The organism is Streptomyces sp. BK208 (assembly GCF_004364245.1).
GTDB lineage: Bacteria > Actinomycetota > Actinomycetes > Streptomycetales > Streptomycetaceae > Streptomyces.
The window spans coordinates 297741-319127 of the sequence record NZ_SOAV01000001.1; the positions used below are offsets into that span (position 1 = coordinate 297741).

The window sequence follows — 21387 nt, forward strand, 5'->3', positions numbered from 1 at the left end:
GCCCGGCCCGATCACCCGGCCGCCGTCGCCGGTACGGTAGGAACTCCCCCTGAGGGAGGTTCAAGTGTTCACCTCGAAGGACGGCCTGTGCGGCATCGGCGAGCTGGCCGAGGGCGCGGGCGTCACCGTCAAGACGGTCCGCTTCTACTCGGACCGGGGGCTGCTGCCCGAGGCGTCCCGCAGTACCGGAGGGCACCGGCGGTACGGTCCGGAGGCACTCGACCGGCTGCGGCTGATCCGTTCCTTGCGTGCCCTGGGCCTGGGCGTTCCCGAGGTGCGCCGGATTCTCGACGAGCGGCACGCGGACGGCACGCCGGGGGCCGGGAGCGGAGCGGGCGGGGCGCTGGAGGCCGCGGTGGCGGGCCGGTTGCGTGAGGTCGGCTCGGAGCTCAAGGCGTTGCGCTGGCGGGAGGCCGCGCTGCGGCTGGTGCAGGAGTCCCCGCCGGGTGAGCAGGCCGATCGGCTGCGGTTGATCGGTACCGTGTCCGTGCCGCCCAGCACGGCGCCGCTGGTGCGGTTCTGGCGCGGCTGGCTTCCGGCGCGGATGCCGGCCGGGGCGGCCCGCGCGTTCCTCGACGCGGCGGTCCCGCAGCCGCCCGCCGACCCCGCTCCGGCCCAGGTCCTGGCCTTCGCCCGGCTCAACGCGCTCGCCCTCGGCCCGTGTCCGGGCACCGGCCGGCCCCAGCCCGAGGCGCACCGGACCGCCGGGGCGAAGGGGGCCGCCGTGCTGTACACGGGGCTCGCGGAGGCGTACGAGCTGGCCGGGGCGCATCTGCGCCGGGGCCGGGCGCCGCATGCGGGTGAGGCGCTGGACGGGTTCGTCGCCGCGTACACGAGCGCGTACGGGGTGCGGGACACCCCCGGCTTCCGCCGCCGGCTGGCCGGGCAGCTCGCGGCCGACCCGCGGCTGGACCGCTACTGGGAGCTGGTGGCCGAGGTGCACACCGCGCCGGGCGGACGGCCGGAGCCGACCCCCGGGGTCGCGCACGACTGGCTGCTGGCGGCGCTGGCCGCTCAGACCGGGGCGGCGCCGGATCAGGGCACGTCGCCCCGCCAGTCGAAACGGCGGGCGTCGCCCGGCCTCGGGGTGTAGGAGGCACGGCCGCCCGGGCCGTAGCGGCCTATCTCCGTCGCGAGGGTCACCCCGCGTTCGTGCTCCTGTGCCGTGAGGTCCGTGACGTCCAGCAGCAGTCCGTCCAGGGGTCCGCCCACCAGGTGCACGTAGACCCGTCCGGCACGCGGCCCCGGATTGTCGTGGTCGGCGCCGTAGACCCTGCCGCGCATGAACTCCACCTCATCCATGCGGGCAGCCTCCCATCCGCCACTGACAACGGCCCGCTCGGCGAGGGAGCGCTGCCTGCCCGGGCGGGACGTCATGTTTCCCGCCCGGGCCCCGGGCGGCCGGCACCGGCTGGTGCCGGGCCGGCCCCCGGGGTCCCGGGTGGTCCCAGGGACGGGGGCGGTTCAGGCCAGGTCGAAGCGGTCGAGGTTCATGACCTTGACCCAGGCGGCGACGAAGTCGTGCACGAACTTCTCCCGGGCGTCGTCGCTCGCGTAGACCTCGGCGAGCGCCCGCAGTTCGGAGTTCGAGCCGAAGACCAGGTCGGCGCGGCTGCCCGCCCACTTGACCTCACCGGTGGCGGCGTCGCGGCCCTCGAACGTGGTCTGGTCCTCGGACGTCGACTTCCACGTGGTGCCCAGGTCGAGCAGGTTCACGAAGAAGTCGTTGGTCAGCGAGCCGGGCGTCCGGGTGAACACACCGAGCTGGGACTGCTGGTGCCCGGCGCCCAGTACGCGCAGGCCGCCGACCAGGACGGTCATCTCGGGCGCGCTCAGCGTGAGCAGGTTGGCCCGGTCGAGGAGGAGGTACTCGGCCGGCAGCCGGTTGCCCTTGCCGAGGTAGTTGCGGAAGCCGTCGGCGGTCGGCTCCAGCGCCTCGAAGGACTCGGCGTCGGTGTGCTCCTCCGTCGCGTCGACGCGGCCCGCGGTGAAGGGCACCTCCACCTGGAAGCCGGCCTCCTTGGCGGCCTTCTCGACGGCCGCGGAGCCGCCGAGGACGATCAGGTCGGCCAGGGAGACCTTCTTCGCGCCCGAGCCGGAGTTGAACTCCTGCTGGACGCCTTCGAGGACCCGCAGGACCTGGGCCAGCTCGTCGGGCTCGTTGACCTCCCAGCCGCGCTGCGGCTCGAGGCGGATACGGGCGCCGTTGGCACCACCACGCTTGTCGCTGCCGCGGAAGGTGGACGCCGAGGCCCACGCGGTGGTCACCAGCTGCGCCACGGACAGGCCGGACTCGAGGAGCTTGGTCTTGAGGACGGCGACGTCCTCGGCGTCGATGGTCTCGCCCTCGGGCTCGGGCAGCGGGTCCTGCCAGAGCAGGGTCTCCTCGGGCACCTCCGGGCCGAGGTAGAGGGACTTCGGGCCCATGTCGCGGTGGGTCAGCTTGAACCAGGCGCGGGCGAAGGCGTCCGCGAATTCCTGCGGGTTCTCGTAGAAGCGGCGGGAGATCGGCCCGTAGACGGGGTCGAGCCGCAGCGACAGGTCGGTGGTGAGCATCCGCGGGCGGTGCTTCTTCGACGGGTCGTGCGCGTCGGGGATGATCTCCGGTGCGTCCTTGGCCACCCACTGGTTGGCGCCGGCCGGGCTCTGCTCCAGCTCGTACTCGAACTCGAAGAGGTTCTTGAAGAACCCGTTGCCCCACTGGGTCGGGGTGCTGGTCCAGGTCACCTCCAGACCGGAGGTGATGGCGTCGCCGCCCTTCCCCGTGCCGTGGGTGCTCCTCCAGCCCAGGCCCTGCTGCTCCATGGCGGCGGCCTCGGGGTCGTCGCCCACGGCGTCGGCCGGGCCGGCGCCGTGGGTCTTGCCGAAGGTGTGTCCGCCGGCGATCAGCGCGACGGTCTCCTCGTCGTTCATCGCCATGCGGCGGAACGTCTCCCGGATGTCGCGGGCGGCGGCGATCGGGTCCGGGTTGCCGTTCGGGCCCTCCGGGTTGACGTAGATCAGCCCCATCTGGACGGCGCCGAGCGGGTTCTCCAGCTCGCGGTCACCGGTGTAGCGCCGGTCGTCGAGCCAGGTGGTCTCGGGGCCCCAGTAGACGTCCTCCTCGGCCTCCCAGACGTCGGCGCGGCCGCCGGCGAAGCCGAAGGTCTCGAAGCCCATCGTCTCGAGCGCGACGTTGCCGGTGAGGACCAGGAGGTCGGCCCAGGACAGGTTCTGGCCGTACTTCTTCTTGACCGGCCACAGCAGGCGGCGGGCCTTGTCCAGGTTGCCGTTGTCCGGCCAGCTGTTGAGCGGGGCGAAGCGCTGCTGGCCGGCGCCCGCACCGCCGCGGCCGTCGCTGATGCGGTAGGTGCCGGCGCTGTGCCAGGCCATCCGGATCATCAGCGGGCCGTAGTTGCCGAAGTCGGCGGGCCACCAGTCCTGCGAGGTGGTCAGCACCTCGGCGATGTCCTGCTTCACGGCCGCCAGGTCGAGGGCGTTGAAGGCCTCGGCGTAGTCGAACTCCTCACCCAGCGGGTTGGCGACCGCCGGGTTCTTCGCAAGGACCTTCAGGTTGAGCCGCTCCGGCCACCACTGGCGGTTCCCGCCACCCTGCGTGGGGTGCGGGGCGCGTCCGTGGGCGACCGGGCAACCACCCGTCTCCTCGGCCTTCGCGTCGGTCACGATGGCGTCGTGGTTCTCGGACATGGGAATCCTTCCGAACGGGGCGGATCAAAGTGCTGGGGAACTGCCGGGGGTGGAGCAGTCGGGGCACAGGCCCCGGTAGATGACCTCGGCCTCGTCTATCACGAAGCCGTGGTCGTCGGAGGCGGTCAGACAGGGCGCGTCGCCGACGGCGCAGTCGACGTCGGCGAGGGCACCGCACGACCGGCACAGGACGTGGTGGTGGTTGTCCCCCACCCGTCCCTCGAACCGCGCCGGGCTGCCGGGCGGTTCGATACGGCGCACGAGACGGGCCGCGGTGAGGGCGTGCAGGGCGTCGTACACGGCCTGGAGGGAGACGTGCCCGACGCGTCGGCGCACCCCGAGGGTGAGTGCCTCGGCGTCGAGGTGGTCACCCTCCCGGACGGTGTCGAGCAGCGCGACGCGGGCGGCGGTCACCCGCAGTCCCGCCCGGCGCAGCTCCTCGGCGGTGGCCGGGTTCCGGGGATTCCGGGTTGCCGTCATGGCGGCGAACCTACTCCCTCACACACGAACCACTCAAGGAAACGTTTGATTCCAGTCTTGTGTTGCCGCTCCGGGCGTCGTGCGGAACGCCTGCCCGGGCGGCTCCGGGTCCACGTGGTAGACAACGTGCGTGGTGGGCACTGGCAGAGGATGCCGCCCCGTAAAGTGCGACGACAGGAATGAGTAGCCGGTGCTTTTGAAGACGTTCCGCTGGGCCTTCGTCGTCACCGCCCTGGGCCTGGCCGCGGGCGTGCTCTACGACGGCTGGACCGCGCTCGGCGTCGTGGCGATCCTCTCCGTCCTGGAGATCTCGCTGTCCTTCGACAACGCGGTGATCAACGCCGGGATCCTGAAGAAGATGAACGCCTTCTGGCAGCGGATCTTCCTCACCGTCGGCATCGTGATCGCGGTCTTCGGGATGCGGCTGGTCTTCCCGGTGGTGATCGTGGCGATCAGCGCCCGGCTGAGTCCCTGGAACGCGGTGCACCTGGCACTCACCGACAAGGACCGCTATCAGGAGCTGGTGACGGACGCCCATCCGTCGATCGCCGCCTTCGGCGGCATGTTCCTGATGATGATCTTCCTCGACTTCGTGTTCGAGGACCGGGAGATCAAGTGGCTCCAGTGGCTGGAGCGCCCGCTGGCCAAGCTGGGCCGGGTGGACATGCTGTCGGTCTGCATCGCCCTGATCGCGCTGCTGGTCTCCGCGACGGTGTTCGGCGCCCATGCCCACCAGCACGGCGGCACGCATGCCGACAAGGCGGAGACCGTCCTGCTCGCGGGGGTCGCCGGTCTGATCACCTACATGGTCGTGGGCGGTCTCTCCGGCTTCTTCGAGCAGCGGCTCGAGGACGAGGAGGAACGCGAACAGGAGGCGGAGGAGGAGGCGGAACGGTCGGGGAGGTCCGGGTCCCCCGTCAAGCTGGCGGGCAAGGCCGCGTTCTTCATGTTCCTCTACCTGGAGGTCCTGGACGCGTCGTTCTCCTTCGACGGTGTCATCGGCGCCTTCGCCATCACCAACGACATCGTCCTGATGGCCCTCGGCCTCGGCATCGGCGCCATGTACGTCCGGTCCCTGACGGTCTACCTGGTCCGCCAGGGCACCCTCGACGACTACGTCTACCTGGAGCACGGCGCCCACTACGCGATCGGCGCCCTGTCGGTGATCCTGCTGGTCACCATCCAGTACGAGATCAACGAGATCATCACCGGTCTCGTCGGCGTCGTCCTGATCGGCGCGTCCTTCTGGTCCTCCGTGCGCCGCAACCGCGCGCTGCGGACCGGCTCTTGAGCGGGACGGGGGGTGCGCTACATTTTGCATCGCCTTGACCGCGATCACTCGTGATCCCCACGCTACGGAGCCGGCAACGCCATGAGCGACATCGTCAACGGACTCGGCCGGGCCACCGCCTACGGCGGCCTGGGGCTGGTCCTCCTGGTCCTCGGCATCGTCCTGGTGGACGTGCTGACGCCGGGGAAGCTCGGCCGGCAGATCTGGGAGGAGCGCAACCGCAACGCCGCCCTGGTGCTCAGCTCCGCGCTGCTCGGCATCGGCGGCATCGTCTTCACCTCCATATGGACGACGTACGAGGACTTCGGCAAGGGCCTGGTGTCCACGGCCGTGTTCGGGGTGCTCGGGCTCGTGATGATGGCCGTGGCCTTCCTGGTGGTCGACCTGATCACGCCGGGGCGGCTCGGTGCGACCCTGGTGGAGCGGGAGCCGCACCCGGCGGTCTGGGTGACGGCGTCCTGCAACATCGCGGTCGCGGCCGTCGTCGCGGCCTCCATCGCCTGACGCGGCGCCTTCTCACTGGAGGCGCCTGATGTCCCCGCGCACCCGGTAGAAGCCGCCCGACGCGGCGTGCAGCGCGTCGACCACGTACCGCGCGCCCGGTTCCCTGATCGCCCTCGGGAACTGGACGTTCCACGAATGGTCGTACCCCTCGGAGATCACGTGGATCCGGGTACGGCCGTGCTCCTGGACGCACTCGACCACCACCGAGCCCGCGGGCACCGCGGTCACGGTCGCCACGGCGGCCGCTGCGGTGGCGGGCGCGTACGTCGGCAGCGCGGCGGCGAGCTTGACGTCGCGGGCGACGGGCACCGAACCCTGCTGTGCGGCCGTGACCGCCGTCTCGCTCGCGTCCACGCACACCAGCGAGCCGTCGGTGGTGACGAGGAAGAGCCGCTCGTCGCGGTACTGCATGGACAGGGCGGAGCCGCCGCCCGTGCCGAGCTTCCACAGCCGGGTGCCGTCCCGGTCGAAGCAGTAGACGGAGGACGCGGAGTCGCCGGCGAAGACGAAGCGGCCACCGGGCGAGGTGGCGCACGAGTAGACCGGGCTGTCGCAGTGGTACGTCGCCTCGACGGCACCGGTGGCCTTGGACAGCCGCTGGACCGTGTGCCGCGCGGTGCCCGCGTAGACCGCGTCGTCCTCCTGCCAGCCGAAGAGCACGGCCCCGCGGGTGGGCGTGTGCCACAACTCGGTGCTGCCGTCCGGGGTGTGGGCGGTCACGCCGCGGGTGTGCCCGTGGTAGACCGCGCGGTCGTCGGCGCGCACCATCCAGGCGTGCTCGCCGCGCCCGCCGCGCGCCCACTGGTGCTCGTCCTCGTGGTCGATGACGGTGAGCCGTCCGGCGCGGTCGGCGACGTTCAGCACTCCCTCGTGGATGTCGAGCCAGAAGATGTCCACGTCGGAGGCTATGTCGTAGGCGGCGAAGGGCAGTTTGGAGGACAGGTCGTACACCCGGCCGTCGTCGCAGCCCGCGTAGATCCAGAAGTCGTCGGCGACCAGGCACTTGACGCCGTCCGGCAGCCGGTAGCGGGCGAGGACCTCGCCGCCGTGCGCGAGGGTGAAGACGTCGCCCGCCTGGTTGCCCACCCAGCACTTGTCCTCGTCGATGTGGATGCCGAACGCGGCGGATCCGGTGCGGAAGCGCCACAGGACCGGTGCGACCGCGCGGGCCGTGGAGGGTGCCGAGGTCACCTGCCGGCGGGTGACCGCGCGGGGTGCGCGCTGCCCCTGCACGGCCGGCGCGTACCCCTTGCGCAGCTTCTCGGCTATCTTCTTGGCCGCCGCGGCCTCGGCCTTCCGGTCGGTGGCGAAGGTCGACGTCTGGGTCTGTCCGGCGGCGCCGATCCGGCCGTAGCGCACCGACACGACCTGTCCCTGGACGGTGACTTCGTAGAACTTGTGCGCGCTCCCGTCGTCCTGCGACAGCTCCAGGTACGTCCTCGACATGGCAGACCTCTCCCCGGCCGGGCCCGCGGCGTGTTCCGCGGGTTCCACTGATCACACCGTAGGAGGTGCCACTGACAGCCGGCCGTGGACGGGGAGCGGTGCGTGCGCCGGCTCAGGAGACGGTCGCGGGCGGCGGGGTCCAGCGACGGGTGCGGGCCGCGGCACCGGACACGCCGTACTCCTTCCTCAACTGCTCGGGGATGGCGTAGTGCATGACGCGTCCGCGGGTGAGGGAGGAGAGTTCGAGGGCCGTGGTGAGGTGGCCGATCCGGTCCAGGGCCCACGCGCCCAGCGGGGAGCGGTCCTCGATCGTCTCCAGGACGCCCAGGAGGTGCGGGGCGGCCTTGACCAGCGTGTCCCAGGCGGTGCGGGGCACCTTCAGCCAGTCGGCGCAGGTGTCGCCGACGAGGTAGCGGATCAGCGCGGAGACGACCGGGTCGAAGAGGGTGCCGGGGACGACTTCCTCGTACAGGTCGATCAGTTGCCGTGTCAGATGGGCGCCCTCCTCGGAGGGGCCCATGTGGCGCAGCATGTACAGGTCGAGGAAGCGGCGTGCCTCGTCGAGCGTCCTGGGGACGGCCGCCTGGTCGACGCCCAGGATGGCGCCGACGACGCGCCAGGCGTAGTAGTAGGCCTCCGCGCCCTCGGCGGTCAGGTGGACGCCGAGCCGGTGCAGGCTGTCCAGGACGAGCAGGGAGAAGAACATCTGCCCGCCGATCATGTCCTCCTGGCAGATGGGCACGCCGAGCGCTTCGGTGTCCCAGCGGTCCTCCCGCTTCAGGTGATGGCGGATGGCGGCGTGCAGGAGGCGTACCTTCTGAGCGGCCGGAAGGAAGCGTCCGCCGGCCTCGAAGGCGTCGGGCTGCATGAGGTAGACGGTGAACTGGCCGGTCTCCGCCATCCGCTTGGAGGGGTAGTCCAGGCCGTGGGTGGCCGACAGCAGCCGCGCGACGTTCGGGACGACGTAGCAGGCGGGCATGGACGCGAACGACAACGCGGTGGAGATGTGCACGTTGTTGTCGATGAAGAACAGCCGGGCCCTCTCCATCTCGTCCCAGTCCACCCAGTCCGGCGGGGTGCCGGTCACCCGCAGGTACTCGCGGGCGACGCCGGGCAGGCCGGCCGGGAGTTCCTGGCCCGTGGTGGAGACGTAGCGCATCAGGGAGTTGAAGGTGCCGACCTCGCCGCGCTCGAACAGGGTGGCGACGACCGCGTCGGCCAGTTCGTCACCGTCGCGGCGCAGGGCGTCCATCGACTTCTCGGTGGGGTTCATCCCGTTCTCCTCGTCAGTGCAGGCGGTCGGTGGCCAGGAGGGCGAGTGCGTGCAGCGCCCGGCGTGCGTGCGACGGTGCCCCGGCGTCGTCCAGGGCGCGGGTGGCCCGCTCCACGCGGGTGGCGATCATCTCCTCGACCCGTTGCGGTGCCTTCAGCTCGACCATGAGCCGGCGCACGTCGCTCAGGTGGGTGGCGTCCAGGTCGTCCCGGCCCAGGATGCCGCGGAGCCAGGCCCGTTGGCCGGTGTCGGCCGCCTGCCAGGTCTCGGCCAGCAGTGCGGTGGGCCGGTGGGCGCGCAGGTCGTCCAGGCCCGCCTTCCCGGTGCGTTCCTCGTCCCCGAACAGTCCGAGCAGGTCGTCACGCAGCTGGAAGGCCTCGCCGAGCGGCAGTCCGTAGGCCCGGTAGGTGTCCCGCAGCGCGGGTGCGGCGCCGGCGAGCAGGCCGCCGATGAGCAGGGGGTGTTCGACGGTGTACTTGGCGGTCTTGTAGCGGACGACCTTCAGGGAGGTGTCGGTGTCCGGCGAACGGCCGGTGTGCAGGATCTCCAGGCACGCGCCGGCGACGAGTTCACGGGCGAGCGCGGCCCACAGGTCGCGGGCACGGGCGAGGTAGGCGGCCGGCAGGCCGCTGGTGGTGAACAGGCGGCCGGCGAGGGCCATCAGCTGATCGCCCACCAGCATGGCCAGGGACCACGCCGCCGTCCGGGCGCCGGGGCGGCCGTCCCGGGCGAGTACGGCTTCCAGTGCCACGTGGGCGGTGGGCAGGCCGTGGCGCAGGGGGCTGTCGTCGATGAGGTCGTCGTGGACGATCGCCGCGGCGTGCACCAGCTCCATGGAGGCGGCCGCTCGCACCAGCGCGTCACTGTCGGGTTGTCCGGCCGCCCGCCAGCCCCAGTAGCAGAAGGCGGCACGCAGCCGTTTGCCGTGTCCGGCCGCGGCGCGCACCTGCTCGGCCACGGGGGCCAGGGCTTCGTCGACCGCCACGAGCCGGCCGGCCTCCTCGGCCAGGAAGTCCCGCAGGACGCCGTCGATGCGGGCCCTGAAGCCGGCGGGATCCCAGCGGTCAGGCATCGTCGTCGGCCGCCCGGCGCGCCGTCACCTGTCGGGCGAGGACCTCCAGGTGGGCGGGTGGTACGTGCGCGCAGCGGTCCAGGGCCAGTCTGCCCCGGGCCCGGAGGTCCTCCTCCGCCTCCCGCACGAGGTCGGCGGTGTCCGAGCGGCCGAGGAGGCCGCGCAGTCCGCCCACCGCCGAGCCGATCGCGCCCACCGCCAGGTCGGCCAGTCCGGCGACCAGCAGCACGGCCCGCTCTTCCCCGCCCGGTTCCTGTCGTCTCGCCTGCGTCATGCTTCTCCCCCAAGGGATCACGTGGTCGGGGACGCGCCCGGTCGACGGCGCCCCCGGTGACCGATCATGACCGGCCACCGGGGGCGAAAGATCCCGAATACTCCTTCGGGGGACGTGGGGAACAGGTGTCAGGCGGTCCGCTCGACGCTCCACCGCGGCAGCCGCTCGAAGAAGGCGACGGCGTCCTCGCGCCACCGCGGGCGCCAGCCCGCCGCCACCAGGCGGGCCTGTTCCGCGTACTGCCGCATGTCGGCGCGCATCCGCTCGGCGACTCCGGCGCGCTCGCCGATCGCCCGGACGGTGGCGATGGTCTCCGGCGTGCAGGCGGGGTCGCCCAGGGCACGGTGGACGAGGGCCAGCTCGGATCCGCTCGCGGCGGACAGGAGACGGGCGACGGTGTACGTGTGCCGGCCTTCGCGGATGTCGGTCCCGGTCGGCTTCCCCATCGTCTCGGCGTCGCCGAAGAGGTCAAGGTAGTCGTCGCGCATCTGTCCGCAGATACCGAGCAGGCGGGCGTACTCGCTCAAGCCCGGTTCGTGGTCGGCCGGTTGTCCGCCCGCGGCCAGGAGGCCGAGACGCAGCGGGGCGAGGACCGAGTACCGGGCGGACTTGTGGTCGGCGACGGCGTGCAGGACGTCCTCGTCCGGGACCGTGGCGCCGAAGTCCCGTTCCAGGTCGGCGATCTGACCCACGAACGTGTCGGTCGCGGCCCGGGTCTGCACCTCGACCATGGCCTGCCGCACCTCGACGGGGAGCCCGGCCTCCAGGAGCACGCGCAGACTCAGGGCGAGCGCGAGGTCGCCCGCGAGCACGGTGAGGGCGAGCGCGGCCCGGGGGTGGCGTGGGAACTTCTCCCGGTAGGCGTAGTACGTGGTGGGCCCGCCCCTGCGGGTGGCGCTGTCGTCGATGAGGTCGTCGTGCACCAGGCCGTGGGTCTGCAGCAGTTCGATGCTCAGCGCGGCGGCGTCCAGCCCCGCGACCGGCTCGTCGGTCACCAGCCGGGCGGCCTCGTGCAGCAGCACGACCCGCATCCGCTTGCCGCCGCGCAGCGACAGGTCGCGCAGCAGCTCGACGCAGTCCGGGGTGAAGCGGCTGAAGGACGGCTGGTCCAGCGTCGCGGCCAGGGTGTCGAAGTACTCCGCGAAGAGCGCGTTGAACCGGCGCTCGTACCCGGCGACGCGGGCCGGTGGCCGCTCGGTCATGACGAAGTCCTCCTGAGGGTGGGCGGGGGCGCGCTCAGAAGTGTGTCAGGAGGGTCCGTGGTGCCGTGCGGCGCGGGTCGGGTACAACGGGCCGCGGGTCGCACGACCGCCGCACGGCCGGTCGCTGCCGGCGGTCCCGGAGGTGCCCGCGGACACGCCGCGGCCCGGCTCCGCGGATCGCGGGGCCGGGCCGTGCGGACGCGTGCTCAGCCCTGGCGGGCCTTGAAGCGCGGGTCCTTCTTGTTGATCACGTAGGTCACGCCGCGGCGGCGCACCACCTGGGCGCCGGGCCTGGCCTTGAGGGCGCGCAGGGAGTTGCGGACCTTCATGACTGCCTCCTCTGGCTCCTGGGCGCCGTTCAGCGTTCCTCGCGGAACGGCACGTGCTCCCCCGCCACCGGGTCGTACTTGCGCAGGACGAGCCGGTCGGGGTCGTTGAGGCGGTTCTTGCGGGTGACGTAGGTGACGCCGGTCCCCGCCGTCGACTTCAGCTTGACGACCGGGCGTGCGGTGCTGCGTGCCATGGTGCTCCTTCCGACCGCGGCGCGGGCTGCCGATCTGTCCCGCGCATGTCAGTCGCGCCGTACAACACCGACGGCGTCGGCCGCATTCCCGACGGGTGTGCCGGTCAGCACTCCTGCCACAGCCGGGTCATCACCCGCACCCCGAAGCGCAGCCCCTCCAGCGGCACCCGTTCGTCGACACCGTGGAAGAGCCGGCCGTAGTCGAGGTCGTGGGGCAGCTTGAGCCCCTTGAAACCGAAGCAGCGGATGTCCAGCTTCGTGAACGCCTTGGCGTCGGTGCCGCCCGGGTTGCAGTACGGCACCGGGTGGCCGTCCGGGTCCTCGGCGCGTACGGCGGCGCACATGGCGTCGACGAGCGGGCCGTCGAAGGCGGTCTCCATGGCGATGTCGTGGTTGACCCACTCGCGGGAGACCGAGGGCAGGAGCAGGGCGTCGATCGTGTCGATCAGTTCCTGCTCGTGGCCCGGCAGGAAGCGGCCGTCGACGCGGGCGGTGGCCCGGCCCGGGATGACGTTGGTCTGGTAGCCGGCCGTGAACATGGTGGGGTTGGCCGAGTTGCGCAGCACGACCTGCATGAAGTCGGCCACGTGCCCGAGCTTGGCCAGTTCGGCGTCCAGGTCCTCGGCGTCCAGGTCCAGGTCGGTCCCCTGGAGGCGGGCGGCCTCGGAGAGCAGGGCGCGAACCGGCTCGATCAGCCGCACGGGGAAGGTGTGCCGGCCGATGCGGGTGAGGGACTCGGCGAGGTCGGTGACGGCGTTCTCGTCGTTCGGGGAGGAGCCGTGCCCGGCGCGCCCTTCGGCCGTGAGCTCCATCCAGGCCATGCCGCGCTGGGCGTTCTCGATCGGGTAGAGGCGCCGGGTGTCGTCGAGCGCGTAGCTGAAACCGCCGCCCTCGCCGATCGCCTCGGTGACGCCGGCGAACAGGTCGGGCCGGTGCTCGACCAGCCAGTGGGCGCCGTACCTGCCGCCTGCCTCCTCGTCGGCGAGGAAGGCGAGGACGATCTCGCGGGCGGGCCGGGTGCCGGTACGGGCGAAGTGGCGGGCGGTGGCCAGCATCACGGCCACCGTGTCCTTCATGTCGATCGCGCCGCGTCCCCACAGGTAGCCGTCCCGGATCTCCCCGGAGAACGGCGGCACCCGCCACTCCGCCGGGTCCGCCGGCACGACGTCGAGGTGGCCGTGGACCAGCAGCGCGCCGCGCGCCGGGTCGGCACCGGGGATGCGGGCGACGACGTTGGCACGGCCGGGGGCGCTCTCCACCAGTTCGGAGGCGATCCCCGCCTCGGCGAGCCGTGCCACGACCCAGTCGGCGCAGGCCCGCTCGTCGCTGGTGGGATTGGAGGTGTCGAAGCGGATCAGCTCCGCGCACAGGCCGACGACTTCCCGCTGCGCCTCCTCGGAGGCCGGAACGGCCGGAACGGGGCTGGGGTCGGTGGTGCTCACGGTGCTCCTACGGTGGCCGTGCCGGAGGCGGCCGGGGTGGGTTCGGTGGTGTCGTCCAGGGCCGTGGTGCCGTACGTCCTGATCCCTCCGGCGAGGCCGAGGACGCAGTAGAGGACGAAGGCGGTCAGCAGGGAGTTCAGGGCGGGGATGCCGCCGTCGTAGAACTTGCCGACGCAGAAGGCGGCCGCCCAGATCACCAGGGACATCGGCACCCAGGTCGGCGAGGTGGCGGGCAGGGTCCCGGCCTCGCGGGTGGCGTCCAGGGGTGCCCGCATCCGGCGCACCACCCAGTACTCGGCGACGATGATGCCGCCGACCGGCGGGATGGCGACGCCCAGCACGGACAGGAAGTCGGTGAAGTGGGTCATGATGCCGACGGCGGACAGGAGGGTGCCCGCGACGCCGAGGACGATGGTGACCGCCCCGCGGTGCACGCGCTTGCCGAAGACGACCTGGAAGAAGTTGACGACGCCTAGCGAGGAGCCGTACAGGTTCCAGTCGTTGATCTTCGCGGTGGACATCAGGACGACGAGCACGCCGAAGACGCCGGAGGTGGAGAGCACGATCTGGGAGACCTGGCCGCTGCCGACCATGTGGCCGAGCAGGACGCCGGTCAGGCCGACGATGTACTCGGAGAGGATCATCGACGAGGCGCTCTGCAGGAAGACGTGGCTGCCCTTGCGGTTGTAGCGGGTCATCTCCGGGGAGACGATCGCGCCGGTCATGAAGCCGCCCGCGATGGCGGTCGCGGCGACGGCGAGCGGGATGGACTCGCCGGGCGCCGGGGAGTGGATCAGCTCGGAGAAGGAGTGGTCGCTCAGCGCGTCGGTGACCGACCAGGCGACCATGGCGAAGAACAGCGGCGTGACGATCTTCGCGAAGACGGCCATGTACCGGAAGCCGAAGATCACGAGCACGGTGATGGCGACGCCGGCGACCGTGCACCAGAGCCAGGAGGGGCCGCCGACGAGCGCGGACACGCTGTCGCCGAAGATCGTGTTCTGCACGCCGAACCAGCCGACGAGGCTGACCGAGATCACCAGGCTGACCAGCGCGGATCCGTTGCGGCCGAAGCCGGCCCATCGGGTGAGCAGCGGCGTGGCCAGCCCTTCGCGCATGCCCGCGAGGCCGATCGCGAAGATCACCACTTCGAGGATGACCGCGCCGAGGGTGAACGCCAGGAAGGCGTCGCCGAAGGTCATGCCGACGCCGATGGTGGCGCCGAGGGTGAACTGCGAGATGGAGCCAGACTGCGCGAGCCACTGGAGCAGCATGGTCCAGAAGCCGAGCCGCTTGTCGCGCGGGACACGGGAGAGGGCGTAGTCGTCGCTGCCCACGGCACCGGTGGCTTCCCGGGCGGCCGTTTCCCCGGCGGGGTTCTTGTGAGTGGTCATGATCACGACCCCTCGGGTTCGCGGCCGAGGGTCTGCAGCCGGGTCAGCGGGCCGTAGCGGGACACGAGGGCGTGGAACTCCTGGTCGTCGTGGAAGTCGAGCTGCCCGCCGCCGTAGGCCTTCGCGGTCTCGACGGCGAACCGGGCGGCGGCCGCGATGTCGGTCTCGTGGCTCGCGCCCGTCTGGCAGCCGGGCACCGCCGCCGCGGAGGTGATCGCGAGACCGACCACCGGTGCGGCCGTCGCCGTGGCCGGCTGCAGGATCGAATTGATGTGGTGTACACCGTTACCGTACGGGGTGATGTCCTGGGTGGTCACCGGGTACGTGACCAAGGGCTCACCGGTCACCACGGCCAGCAGCTCGCCGAGGCGCTCGCTCACCTTGAGCACCCAGCCCTCCTTGACGGTGGGCGACAGGGCGAGACCCTTGTGGTTGATGATCCGGTTGCCCTTGGTGGTGTCGACGGAGAGCACCGCCTCCATCTCGCCGGTGACCTCGTGCCGGTTCATGGTCGCGATGTCGACGGGCGAGTCCATGAAGGGCACCGGGTCGTGCGGCGCGGTCGGGGCGTTCGGGCAGATGTGGGTGGCCACGATCACGTCGCCGTCGAGCACGTCGCCCCGGCGGCGCATGTCGAGCAGCTTGGCCGCGGCGGCGAGGGCCGCGACGGCGCCGTCGGCGTCGGAGACCAGACCGACCGCCTCCGGGCGCGCCCCGACGCCGCCGAGGCGGCCCACCACGCCGAGCGTCCGGGCGCAGCCGCCGCCGGTGCGGCCGGCCCGGCCCGGTATCCGCACGAGCACGAAGTCCGTCGAGCCGCGCTCGCCGGTGACGGTGGTGACCTCGGCGCCCGAGCCCTCGGGACCCGCCACGGAGTCGAGGTGGGCGGCGACGCGCTTGCCGTCGACGTCGGGATCGTCGAGCAGATCCACGAGGTCCAGGACGTACTTCAACATGGGGCAGTTCTCCTGATCCGCACCGGGGCGGTGCTGACAGCAGGTTCGGGATCGATTAGCGTTGTCCGCAACTGTTTCCCGTTATCTGCAATACGGGTCTGCACGATGAGATCCGACGGAGAGGAGCCGCCATGGCCGGGCGCGCCGTCCAGCCCGCGGACCGCAGGACCCCCGCCGGGGCACTGCAGACCGTCGACCGCGCGCTGCTGGTGCTGCTGGCGTTCGAGCGCACCCGTCCGGACTGGGGCGTCACCGAGATCGCCGCCGAGTTCGGCTGGGACACCTCGGTCGCCCAGCGCCTGCTGTCCACCCTCGCGGGCCGCGGTTTCCTGGTCTCCGACCCGGCGACCCGCCGCTACCGGATCGGCCCGGCCGCCCTGCGCCTGGGCCGGCTGTGGGAGCGGTCGGGCTCCCTGGAGCTGCTCGCGGAACCGGTGCTGCAGGAGCTGCGGGCGGCGACCGGCGACACGGTGCTCTTCTGCCTGCCCGACAGCTTCCACATGCGCTGCGTCGCCGCCGTCGAGGGCGAGGAGGGTCCGCTGCGCTACTACCCGCTGGTCGGGGAGCTGTACCCGGCGCACGCGGGCGCCACCAGCAAGTCGTTCTACGCTTTCCTGCCCGACGACCAGCGCCACCGGCTCTTCCGCGGGCGCCCCATGGCGCGCTTCACCGAGCGCACGGTCACCGACCCGGACCAGCTGGAGCGCGAGTTCCGCACCGTCCGCGCGCAGGGCTACGCGTGGACGGTCGGCGAGTACGACGCCGGCATCGGCACGGTCGCGATGCCGGTGTTCCTCGGCTCTGAGCCCTACGGCAGCCTCAGTCTCGGCGCCGCCAAGGAGCGCTTCCCCGAGGGGCCCGAGGACCGGCTGGAGGCGCTGACCCGCGCCGTCCGGCTGCTGGAACGGCGCCTGACGCACCCGCCCCAGCACCACCGGCGTCCGCGCTCATCCCGGGCCGCGCCGACCGCCTGACCCACCGAACCACCCGTCTGTGAGGACCGACCCCGTGAACCTCCTGCTCCTGTCCAACTCCACCCAGCACGGCCGCGGCTACCTGGAACACGCCCTCGACACCGTGACCGGCTTCCTGCCCGCCGGGGCACGGCTCGCCTTCGTCCCCTACGCGCTGGCCGACCACGACGCCTACACCGCCCGGGTCCGCGGCGCGCTAGGCGACGCCGGGATCGACGTGCGGGGCGTGCACGAGGGCGGCGACCCGCTCGCCCGGCTCGGCGAGGCGGACGCCGTGTTCGTCGGCGGCGGCAACTCCTTCCGGTTGCTCTCCGCGCTGTACCGCACGGGGCTGCGGGAGGCGCTGGTCGACGCGGTGAACGGCGGGCTGCCGTACATGGGGGCCAGCGCCGGGACCAACATGGCGGCGCCCTCGCTGCGCACCACCAACGACATGCCGATCGTCGAGCCGCCGTCCTTCGAGACGCTGGGCCTGGTCCCGTTCCAGATCAATCCGCACTACCTCGACCCGGACCCCGACTCGACGCACAAGGGCGAGACGCGCGAGGAACGGCTGCGGGAGTTCCTGGAGGAGAACGACGTGCCCGTGCTGGGGCTGCGCGAGGGTTCCTGGCTGCGGGTCGAGGGCGAGCGGGCCGTACTCGGCGGTGAGCGCGACGCCCGGCTGTTCCGGCGCGGCACGGCTCCGCGCGAGCTGGCGGTCGGCTCCGACCTCTCCGGACTCCTGCACGTCGAGGGCGAGTTCGACGCCCGCTCCTGAGCACACGGACGCCGGCGGCCCGTACGGGCCTTCGGCGTCCGCCCCAGGGCGGGCCCGCCCGGTCCCTCTCGTCGCGCGGTCTGTCGGAGCCGACGCGTCGTCAATAGCCTGGTGCTGCCGAGCTGTTGTCGAACGAGGAGTCCCATGTCCACCGCGCAGCAGATCCCCGACATCCTCTCCGCAGAGTTCGCGGCGGACCCGTATCCGGTCTACCGGATGATGCGGGACGGCGCACCCCTCGTCCGCCACGAGGCCACGCAGAGCTGGATCGTCTCCCGCTACGAGGACGTGGAGCGCGTCTTCAAGGACCGTGCCGGTCAGTTCACGACCGAGAACTACGACTGGCAGCTCGAACCGGTGCACGGGAGGACGATCCTCCAGCTGAGCGGCCGGGAGCACGCGGTCCGGCGTGCCCTGGTCGCCCCCGCCTTCCGCGGGGCCGACCTCCAGGAGCGGTTCCTGCCGGTGATCGAGCGCAACTCCCGTGAACTGATCGACGCGTTCCGGCACACCGGGCGGGCCGACCTGGTCGCCGACTACGCGACCCGGTTCCCCGTCGACGTCATCGCGGACATGCTGGGCCTGGACAAGGCCGACCACGACCGCTTCCACGGCTGGTACACGTCGATCATCGCCTTCCTGAGCAACCTGTCGGGGGACCCGGTGGTCGCCGCCGCCGGTGCGCGCACCCGGACCGAGTTCGCCGAGTACATGATCCCGGTCATCCGGGAGCGCCGCGAGAAGCCGGGCGACGACCTGCTGTCCACGCTGTGCGCCGCGGAGGTGGACGGGGTCCGGATGAGCGACGACGACATCAAGGCGTTCTGCAGCCTGCTGCTCACGGCGGGCGGCGAGACCACCGACAAGGCGATCGCCGGCATCTTCGCCAACCTGCTGGCCCACCCGGAGCAGTTGGCGGCCGTGCGCGAGGACCGGAGCCTGATCCCGCGGGCCTTCGCCGAGACGCTCCGCTACACCCCGCCGGTGCACATGATCATGCGTCAGGCGGCGACGGACGTGACGCTCAGCGGCGGCACGATACCGGCCGGCGCCACCGTCACCTGCCTGATAGGCGCGGCCAACCGGGACGAGAGCCGCTACCGCGACCCGGACCGCTTCGACATCATGCGCGACGACCTGACGACGACGACCGCCTTCTCGGCCGCCGCCGACCATCTCGCCTTCGCGCTCGGCCGTCACTTCTGCGTCGGGGCGCTGCTGGCGAAGGCCGAGGTCGAGACCGGCGTCGGACAGCTCCTGGACGCGCTGCCCGACCTGCGGATCGCCGACGGCGCGGACGTGGTGGAGCGGGGCGTGTTCACCCGGGGCCCGCAGTCCCTGCCGGTGCGCTTCACTCCGGCGGCCTGAGCAGGCGCACGGCGGTCAGGCCACCACGGGCGTGAAGAGCGCGGGCAGGGTCGTCAGACCGCGCATCCAGATGGACGGCCGCCAGGTCAACTCCCCCGGTTCGACGGCGAGTACGAGGTCGGGCAGGCGCTCCAGCAGGGTCTCGACCGCGGTGCGGGCGACGACGTCGGCGAGCAGCGGCGCCGGGTAGGGGCACCGGTGCTCGCCGTTGCTGAAGGACAGGTGCGCGGAGTTCTCGGCGCCGACGTGTGCCTCGGGCCAGAGCTGCGGATCGGTGTTGGCCGCGGCGAGGCCGAGGACCAGGCAGTCGCCGGCCCGGATGTGCCGGCCGCCCAGCTGGGTGTCGTTGACGGCCCAGCGGCCGATGAAGTTCTGCGTGGGGGTGTCCAGCCACAGCACCTCGTTGAGGGCCTCCCCCACGCTGAGGCGGCCGCCGGAGACGTTGAGCGCGAAGCGTTCGTCCGTGAGCAGCAGGCGCAGCGTGTTGCCGATCCAGTTGGCGGTGGGCTGCTGGGCGGCGGCGATGACGGAGATCAGGTCCTGGACGATCTCCTCGTCGGTCAGTCCCGCCGGGTGGGTCAGCATGCGGGAGGTGACGTCGGGGCCGGGGCTCTCGCGCTTGTGGCGGACCAGTCGGTGGATGCGCTCGCCCACCCGCGTGTACGCGGCGACGGGGTCGTCGCCCTCGGCCGCGTCCAGGGAGATGCGCAGGTCCTCGACGAGTTCCCGGGTCTCGGGGCCGTGGTGCGGCATCCCGCACATGCGCACGGCGGCGATCATCGGCAGCGGGTGCGCGTACGCGCTCATCAGCTCGGCCCGGCCGCTGCCGGCGAAGGCGGCGATCAACCGGTCGGCGAGCTGCCCGCAGTCCCGGGCCAGCTCGAACTGGTCGATGCCGGACAATGCCTGGCTGATGACGCCGGCCCGCCGCCGGTGTTCCTCGCCCTCGGTGAACAGGACGGACGGCTGGTGGCCGACGTAGGGCAGCAGGGGCCAGTCGGGCGGAATGCCGCCCCACTGGTTCCAGCGCCGCGAGTCCCGTGCGAACAACTCGTCGTGGCTGGTCACATAGCTGACCTCGGGGTAGCCGAGGACCAGCCAGGCGGGGATGCCGCCGTCCAGCAGCACGGGCGCGACGGCGCCGTGTTCGCCGCGCAGTCCGCGGTACAGCTCCGAAGGCGTCTGCTGGTACTCCAGCCCGGCCAGCGGTACGGCGTCCGGGTGCGCGGGGCAGCCCGGTGCGGCGACGGGGCGGGGTGAGGGGTCGAGGTCGGTCACGATGCGCTCTCCTGGGCCAGGGCCAGTTGGTAGAGGTGGTCCACGAGGGTGACCAGCACGTTCTTGCCCGACGTCCGCACCCGCGCGTCGCAGTCGATCAGGGGCACGCGGTCGGGCAGTGCGAGGGCCAGCCGGATCTCGTCCAGGGAGTGCCGGGCGGCGTCGCCGTCGAAGCGGTTCACGGCCACCACGAACGGGGTGCGGTGGTGCTCCAGCCGGTCTATCGCGTACCAGGAGTCGTCCATCCGGCGGGTGTCGACGAGCACGACCGCGCCCAGGGTGCCGGCGAACAGCCGGTCCCACAGGAACCAGAAGCGCTCCTGCCCCGGGGCGCCGAACAGGTAGAGCACCACCCGGTCGTTGAGGCTGATCCGGCCGAAGTCGAAGGCCACGGTCGTGGTCGTCTTCGCGGTGACCGAGCCGGTGTCGTCGACGCCGAGACCGGCCTGGGTCATCACCTCTTCGGTGTTCAGCGGCCGGATCTCGCTCACGGAGCGGACGAGGGTGGTCTTGCCGACTCCGAAGCCGCCCACGACGACGATCTTCAGCCCGGTCTCCGCTGCGTCGGTCAGGGGCTTGCGGCCGAGGGACGCGGTGGGCCCCGGGACAGTGGTGGGCCCGAAGGCCGTCGGACCGCGGGTGCCGGGCGGGCCGGAGGCGTCAGAGGTTGCGGAGTCCATGGAGCACCTCCTGGAGCAGGGCGGTGTCGGGCCGGGACGCGGGGGTCCGCCCCAGGCGCGGATGGCGAGCGGTGATGGTGCCGGTGGTGAGCAGGTCGCCGAGCAGGATGCGGACCACCGTGATCGGCAGGGCCAGCTCGGCGGCGATCTCGACCACGGCCGTGGGGTGCCGGCACAGGTCGAGGATGCGGACGTGTTCCGACTGCATGCCGGCCGACGGCCCGCACTCGGCGACGACCAGGGTGACGAGGTCGAACGAGTCGTCGGCGCGGCTGCGCCCGCCCGTGACCGTGTAGAGCCGGTCCGGCGGGCCGGTGTCCACGGGCCTGCGGCTCACGACGCGCCGCTCCCGGGGACGGCGTGGCGCGGCTCGGCCCTGAGGTGCTCACCGATCTGCTCCACCATCTCGGTCATCTGGTGGCCGACGACGCCGGGGTCGGCGTCCTCCACCGCGACGACGGCCAGGTGGGCGCCCTCCCCCGCCTCCACGATGAACAGCAGCCCGCCGTGGAACTCGGTCATGGAGTGCCGTACGCCGCCGGTGCCGTTGCCGAACTCGACGGAGGCGCCCTGGGCGAGTGCCTGGATGCCGGAGCAGATCGCGGCGAGCTGGTCGGCCCGGTCGAGCATGAGGTGCTCGGTCCAGCAGAGCTTGAGACCGTCCCGGGAGAGGACGAGGGCGTGGCGGGTACCGGGGGTGCGGTCCAGGAGGTTCTGCAGGAGCCAGGTGAGGCTGTTGTCGGTGGTCTGCATGATGGGTGCGGGAGCGGTGGTCGACGGTGC

General features: G+C 72.1%; 23 protein-coding genes. 6 read left to right on the forward strand and 17 right to left on the reverse strand.

The features are described from left to right. The first annotated feature begins 64 nt into the window (after positions 1 to 64). The gene (locus EV562_RS01380; RefSeq protein WP_133884762.1) at positions 65 to 1093 is read left to right on the forward strand and encodes a MerR family transcriptional regulator; all 1029 of its coding nucleotides are present in this window, start codon (positions 65 to 67) and stop codon (positions 1091 to 1093) included. On the opposite strand, the gene EV562_RS01385 is transcribed toward EV562_RS01380, so the two are convergent. The 3 genes from EV562_RS01385 to EV562_RS01395 form a co-directional block, all read right to left on the reverse strand. Then, complete coding sequence (locus EV562_RS01385; RefSeq protein ID WP_133884763.1) at positions 1036 to 1302, reverse strand: hypothetical protein; 267 nt, start codon at positions 1300 to 1302, stop codon at positions 1036 to 1038. The two genes, EV562_RS01380 and EV562_RS01385, sit on opposite strands and share 58 nt — an antisense overlap. A gap of 162 nt (positions 1303 to 1464) precedes the next feature. Continuing rightward, the gene (gene katG, locus EV562_RS01390) at positions 1465 to 3687 is read right to left on the reverse strand and encodes a catalase/peroxidase HPI (protein WP_133884764.1); all 2223 of its coding nucleotides are present in this window, start codon (positions 3685 to 3687) and stop codon (positions 1465 to 1467) included. A gap of 24 nt (positions 3688 to 3711) precedes the next feature. Beyond that, positions 3712 to 4167: a Fur family transcriptional regulator gene (locus EV562_RS01395; RefSeq protein ID WP_133884765.1), complete on the reverse strand. Its 456-nt coding sequence runs from the start codon at positions 4165 to 4167 to the stop codon at positions 3712 to 3714. 190 nt (positions 4168 to 4357) lie between these two features. Between EV562_RS01395 and EV562_RS01400 the strand changes: the two genes are divergently transcribed. After that, the gene (locus tag EV562_RS01400) at positions 4358 to 5458 is read left to right on the forward strand and encodes a DUF475 domain-containing protein (protein ID WP_133884766.1); all 1101 of its coding nucleotides are present in this window, start codon (positions 4358 to 4360) and stop codon (positions 5456 to 5458) included. An 81-nt stretch (positions 5459 to 5539) separates the two neighbouring features. Further along, positions 5540 to 5962, forward strand: a complete 423-nt coding sequence (locus tag EV562_RS01405) for a DUF350 domain-containing protein (RefSeq protein ID WP_133884767.1) — start codon at positions 5540 to 5542, stop codon at positions 5960 to 5962. Between the two features lie 12 nt (positions 5963 to 5974). Here the strand turns inward: EV562_RS01405 and EV562_RS01410 are convergent, their stop codons facing one another. From EV562_RS01410 to EV562_RS01455, 10 genes are all read right to left on the reverse strand, one after another. Next, positions 5975 to 7408 carry a WGR domain-containing protein gene (locus EV562_RS01410; protein WP_133884768.1) on the reverse strand — a complete coding sequence of 478 codons (1434 nt, stop codon included), beginning with the start codon at positions 7406 to 7408 and terminating at the stop codon, positions 5975 to 5977. Positions 7409 to 7520: 112 nt separating this feature from the next. Then, positions 7521 to 8681, reverse strand: coding sequence for an oxygenase MpaB family protein (locus tag EV562_RS01415; protein WP_133884769.1), 1161 nt, complete (start codon positions 8679 to 8681; stop codon positions 7521 to 7523). Between the two features lie 13 nt (positions 8682 to 8694). Continuing rightward, positions 8695 to 9753 carry a polyprenyl synthetase family protein gene (locus EV562_RS01420; protein WP_133884770.1) on the reverse strand — a complete coding sequence of 353 codons (1059 nt, stop codon included), beginning with the start codon at positions 9751 to 9753 and terminating at the stop codon, positions 8695 to 8697. After that, positions 9746 to 10027, reverse strand: coding sequence for a polyprenyl synthetase (locus EV562_RS01425; protein ID WP_133884771.1), 282 nt, complete (start codon positions 10025 to 10027; stop codon positions 9746 to 9748). Before EV562_RS01425 ends, EV562_RS01420 begins: the two co-directional genes overlap by 8 nt. 128 nt (positions 10028 to 10155) lie before the next feature. Next, the gene (locus EV562_RS01430) at positions 10156 to 11229 is read right to left on the reverse strand and encodes a polyprenyl synthetase family protein (protein WP_133884772.1); all 1074 of its coding nucleotides are present in this window, start codon (positions 11227 to 11229) and stop codon (positions 10156 to 10158) included. 206 nt (positions 11230 to 11435) lie between these two features. Beyond that, the gene (gene ykgO, locus EV562_RS01435; RefSeq protein WP_003978293.1) at positions 11436 to 11558 is read right to left on the reverse strand and encodes a type B 50S ribosomal protein L36; all 123 of its coding nucleotides are present in this window, start codon (positions 11556 to 11558) and stop codon (positions 11436 to 11438) included. A gap of 29 nt (positions 11559 to 11587) precedes the next feature. Then, the gene (gene rpmG, locus EV562_RS01440; RefSeq protein WP_003978292.1) at positions 11588 to 11752 is read right to left on the reverse strand and encodes a 50S ribosomal protein L33; all 165 of its coding nucleotides are present in this window, start codon (positions 11750 to 11752) and stop codon (positions 11588 to 11590) included. Positions 11753 to 11856: 104 nt separating this feature from the next. After that, positions 11857 to 13194 (reverse strand): M20/M25/M40 family metallo-hydrolase, encoded by a 1338-nt coding sequence (locus EV562_RS01445; protein WP_133884773.1) that lies wholly within the window; start codon positions 13192 to 13194, stop codon positions 11857 to 11859. Beyond that, positions 13191 to 14588 (reverse strand): cytosine permease, encoded by a 1398-nt coding sequence (locus EV562_RS01450; RefSeq protein ID WP_133884774.1) that lies wholly within the window; start codon positions 14586 to 14588, stop codon positions 13191 to 13193. The genes EV562_RS01445 and EV562_RS01450 overlap by 4 nt, the downstream gene beginning before the upstream one ends. Before the next feature lie 2 nt (positions 14589 to 14590). After that, positions 14591 to 15544, reverse strand: a complete 954-nt coding sequence (locus EV562_RS01455) for a DUF1177 domain-containing protein (protein ID WP_133884775.1) — start codon at positions 15542 to 15544, stop codon at positions 14591 to 14593. Between the two features lie 131 nt (positions 15545 to 15675). On the opposite strand from EV562_RS01455, the gene EV562_RS01460 reads away from it, so the two are divergent. The 3 genes from EV562_RS01460 to EV562_RS01470 all read left to right on the forward strand — a co-directional run bounded on the left by EV562_RS01460 (position 15676) and on the right by EV562_RS01470 (position 18646). Further along, positions 15676 to 16518 (forward strand): IclR family transcriptional regulator, encoded by an 843-nt coding sequence (locus EV562_RS01460; protein WP_133884776.1) that lies wholly within the window; start codon positions 15676 to 15678, stop codon positions 16516 to 16518. Between the two features lie 34 nt (positions 16519 to 16552). Continuing rightward, a complete protein-coding gene (gene pepE / locus EV562_RS01465; RefSeq protein WP_133884777.1) occupies positions 16553 to 17278 on the forward strand; it encodes a dipeptidase PepE in 726 nt (241 codons plus the stop codon). Between the two features lie 144 nt (positions 17279 to 17422). Next, positions 17423 to 18646 carry a cytochrome P450 gene (locus EV562_RS01470; RefSeq protein WP_133884778.1) on the forward strand — a complete coding sequence of 408 codons (1224 nt, stop codon included), beginning with the start codon at positions 17423 to 17425 and terminating at the stop codon, positions 18644 to 18646. A gap of 15 nt (positions 18647 to 18661) precedes the next feature. On the opposite strand, the gene EV562_RS01475 is transcribed toward EV562_RS01470, so the two are convergent. Genes EV562_RS01475 through EV562_RS01490 form a run of 4 tightly spaced genes read right to left on the reverse strand, consistent with a single transcriptional unit; the run spans position 18662 to position 21357 of the window. Beyond that, on the reverse strand, positions 18662 to 19924 hold the full coding sequence (locus EV562_RS01475) for a cytochrome P450 (RefSeq protein WP_133884779.1): 1263 nt from the start codon (positions 19922 to 19924) through the stop codon (positions 18662 to 18664). Next, positions 19921 to 20604 (reverse strand): ATP/GTP-binding protein, encoded by a 684-nt coding sequence (locus tag EV562_RS01480; RefSeq protein ID WP_243859942.1) that lies wholly within the window; start codon positions 20602 to 20604, stop codon positions 19921 to 19923. Before EV562_RS01480 ends, EV562_RS01475 begins: the two co-directional genes overlap by 4 nt. Continuing rightward, a complete protein-coding gene (locus EV562_RS01485; protein WP_166661521.1) occupies positions 20585 to 20941 on the reverse strand; it encodes a DUF742 domain-containing protein in 357 nt (118 codons plus the stop codon). The genes EV562_RS01480 and EV562_RS01485 overlap by 20 nt, the downstream gene beginning before the upstream one ends. Further along, complete coding sequence (locus tag EV562_RS01490; protein ID WP_166661561.1) at positions 20938 to 21357, reverse strand: roadblock/LC7 domain-containing protein; 420 nt, start codon at positions 21355 to 21357, stop codon at positions 20938 to 20940. The genes EV562_RS01485 and EV562_RS01490 overlap by 4 nt, the downstream gene beginning before the upstream one ends. Between the last annotated feature and the right edge of the window lie 30 nt (positions 21358 to 21387).